Genomic DNA, 3,317 nt, shown 5'->3' on the forward strand with positions numbered 1-3,317 from the left:
GACATTTTTCGAAGTCAAACGCAAGGCCGAAAATATCGACATGGAAAAACTGGAAACGAAAGCAGCCGCTTTCATGCGTGCAACGGGAGAGTTCAAAGGTTATACCCTGTCATACAAAGGGCTGTCAATGAATGATATGTAGCAACACATATCAGTATAACATACTAACAAAGGCCACAGACTTAAAAGAACGGGAAGCGAGGAACATACCTCACTTCTCGTTTTTTTCCAAATACTCCTTCATCGCCTCATTTACAATATCTCTCAATGACATATTCTTCTCAATAGCAAGGAATTTCATACGCGTATGAACACTCTTGTCAATAACAAAATTGCAATGTACAGCAGGCTCTTTTTCTGTCTTAACCGATGTAGTTTCCTTCTTTTGCGGAGATTTCTTCGTGGATGACAGCAATCCGTCCAGTCCGCTTTTCATGCTGTCTTTCAATAAATCACTCTTGCCCATATTGCCTTATTTTAATTTCAAAACCTCTTGTGCCAAAGCCATATAATCTTTGGCTCCGTTGCAGTTCTTATTGTATTCAAAGACATTCTTTCCCTTTATAGGAGCTTCGGCCAGTGCCACATTGTCCCGCACAATCGTTTTGAACACTTTGTCACAGAAAGAGTCATTGATAATTTCAGCTACACTCTTGTTGAGTGTCTTGCGCTTGTCGAACTGAGTAATAACAATGCCGCCAATACTCAGGTTCGGGTTCAGGCGTTCCTTAACAATCTCAATCACGCTTGTAATCTTCGCCATTCCGCGCATAGCGAGGAATTGTGCCTGTACCGGAATAATCAGAAAGTCCGCTGTGGTAAGGGCGTTGAGTGTCAGCAAACCCAGTGAGGGCGGACAATCAATCAGGATGTAGTCAAACTTCCGACTGTCAAGCAACTTTGCAATCAAACCTTTCAGTATCAACTCACGTCCCGGCTCGTTTATCAGTTCGGATTCTGCCGCCGACAGGTCGAGACAGGACGGCACAACAGCAAGTCCGTTCTCCAATTCGATAACCGGTAAGGGATATTCACCTCTCATTGCCCCATACACCGTCTGCTCCTCCTCAATGGAGAGACCACATGATTCTGTGAGATTTGCCTGACCGTCCATGTCGATAGCCAGTACACGCTTTTTCTTCTGCCGCAAAGCAGCGGCAAGGTTGATGGTGGTAGTCGTTTTGCCAACCCCACCCTTGTGATTCAAAACAGCTATAATTTTTGCCATAACTTGATGTCTTTATATGCAATACAAAGATAATACTATTCTTAGTAAATACTATAATTAGTATATACTATTTTGCTAAAAAGAGTATTTTAGTATTATAGTATTTACTACTATACTAAAATACTAACAAACTAAATGTAGTAAATACTACTTTCGCTAATAGGTAATTCACTACTTTACTATAATTAGTAACTACTACATTTAGTATATGTTGTTTATCAACACTATATGCACATCATCAGAACGGTAAGTCTTCCTTGTTCTCTTGTGGCATAGCTACCGATGGTACAGGTACATCGCTTGTGGTATCCGTCTGACTACCTGCTTCTGAAGTTGCTTCCTCCCGCTTTCCGGTATTGATGAACTCCAATGTGTCTGCCGTAATGGATAGTTGAATCTGGCAGTTTTCATCCTTATCCTTCCACTGTGAAGCCGACAGTGTTCCCTCAATGAGCAGTAACCGTCCTTTGGTCAGGTATTCGGATAGTCGAATGTGGTTCTCTTTCTTACTCCGTACCCTTACCCAAGTAGTGACGCTGTTTCCATGTGAATAGTCATCTACCGCCATATCAAATGCGATGAATGAACCGTGTGTTCCAGTAATAACCTGGCAATCCTTGCCAATGCGACCAATTGTGTGAACGTATAACATAATAAATTCTTTTTGTGGCAGGTGGTTAGTCCTACCGTTACCTTAGTTTATAATATTTTTTATTTTCCCTCTATTCGGCCTGTTTGCGACCTCCGGGATGATTTTTTCTGCATCCAAAGGTGGCAGGAACAATCTGGCAAGGCTGAAGAGGAAAAATACGCTCACCAGCGGAGAGGAAGATTTTTGCACTTCACTCGCGGCAGAATGCCGGCATTGACACGACTGGGACTGGCGATTACCTTTGCGGAAAAATTCAATCCACGGCAGGTTGCACGGCAGCAGAAAGCGATAAATGGAAGTATATAAAAAAGGAATAGAAAAACGCTAAAGCAGGGAATAATAAAAAAGGAGAACGGACAGCCGGACTAAGATACAAAGACTACCTTGAAACTGTGAATAGTGATATACTTATATCATTATCCGCAATTTCAAGTCTGTTCGTGTTTGTCCTTTGAAAAAACAACTTGACGCACTTTATGTAACACGCTACACAAAGCGTGTCAGATTTTTCTTGTAGCAGGCTGTCAGTCCTTATACAAAGGGATATATAGAAAAAAATTATAAAAGAGCCTACAACAGCTAACGTCAAATATCCCTTGCTCCAATGATCTGATTAAACTATTAAGTCCATAATCACTTATATGTACTTTTTAGACTCTGTTGAAAGCTCTCGTGGATTTCTATGGTTATTTTGAAAGCAGTATTCTCAAGTCATTTTTATTGATACCCATGTATTTGCATATTTTAAATTCACTTATACCGTCAGATAACATTTCTTGAGCTGCTTTTCTGTTCCTTTCATACGCTTCCAGTTTGTCAAAAATGACATCTGTTAGAAAGTCTATCCATTCAAAAAAGACCTTTTCCCCTTCCTGAGTATTAAAATCTATTGTACAGGTTTTCGCGCATCTCCTATGAAGTATCAGATAATAAATTCCGCCAATCAGATTTGCCATAATAGCCTTAATATTGATTTTCGCCGGTTTAAACAGATTGTCATAATACGCAATCAAATTTAAATTCATAATATCCCGTGTTTCTGCTGTTCTCTTTGTCGTTTCATTGATAACCGACATTTCATAAAGCAACAACTTTTGCATTACAGTGTTATCAGACAAGCTCCTATAAAGGGTTTTGAATGTTTCCGCAAAAAACTTTTTAGGTCCAAATATGTTCAGGCTGGAAACGTCAATAGCATCATTGATCCAGAAATCATACTGCTTAGCAAGCCTGTCGTAAAGGTTTTCCATTGAGCCGTATCTTCTATAAAACACATTGGCTTCTATGTTTGCAGCTTTCATCAATGCACTCAAATTGACATTGCCAAAACCATATTCAGCTACAAGCTTTTCAAGTTCGGATATTACATCCTTGTCTATTTGTTCATTTGTCCTCCTATTTCGAGCTTTCTTTTCTTTCTGTTTCACTATTTTATAG

General features: G+C 39.8%; 4 protein-coding genes. All 4 read right to left on the reverse strand.

Annotated elements, in window-relative coordinates:
- Positions 1-211 precede the first annotated feature (211 nt).
- The gene (locus ABUA47_RS23765; protein ID WP_007761311.1) at positions 212-466 is read right to left on the reverse strand and encodes a hypothetical protein; all 255 of its coding nucleotides are present in this window, start codon (positions 464-466) and stop codon (positions 212-214) included.
- Positions 467-472: 6 nt separating this feature from the next.
- Positions 473-1,228: a ParA family protein gene (locus ABUA47_RS23770; protein WP_005836855.1), complete on the reverse strand. Its 756-nt coding sequence runs from the start codon at positions 1,226-1,228 to the stop codon at positions 473-475.
- A gap of 238 nt (positions 1,229-1,466) precedes the next feature.
- On the reverse strand, positions 1,467-1,880 hold the full coding sequence (locus tag ABUA47_RS23775; protein WP_009293441.1) for a single-stranded DNA-binding protein: 414 nt from the start codon (positions 1,878-1,880) through the stop codon (positions 1,467-1,469).
- Positions 1,881-2,566: 686 nt separating this feature from the next.
- Positions 2,567-3,307, reverse strand: coding sequence for a TetR/AcrR family transcriptional regulator (locus ABUA47_RS23780; protein WP_009293440.1), 741 nt, complete (start codon positions 3,305-3,307; stop codon positions 2,567-2,569).
- Positions 3,308-3,317 lie beyond the last annotated feature (10 nt).

The organism is Bacteroides sp. RTP31139st1_H2_RTP31139_211217, assembly GCF_040227615.1.
In the GTDB taxonomy this organism is placed as follows: Bacteria; Bacteroidota; Bacteroidia; order Bacteroidales; family Bacteroidaceae; genus Bacteroides; species Bacteroides uniformis.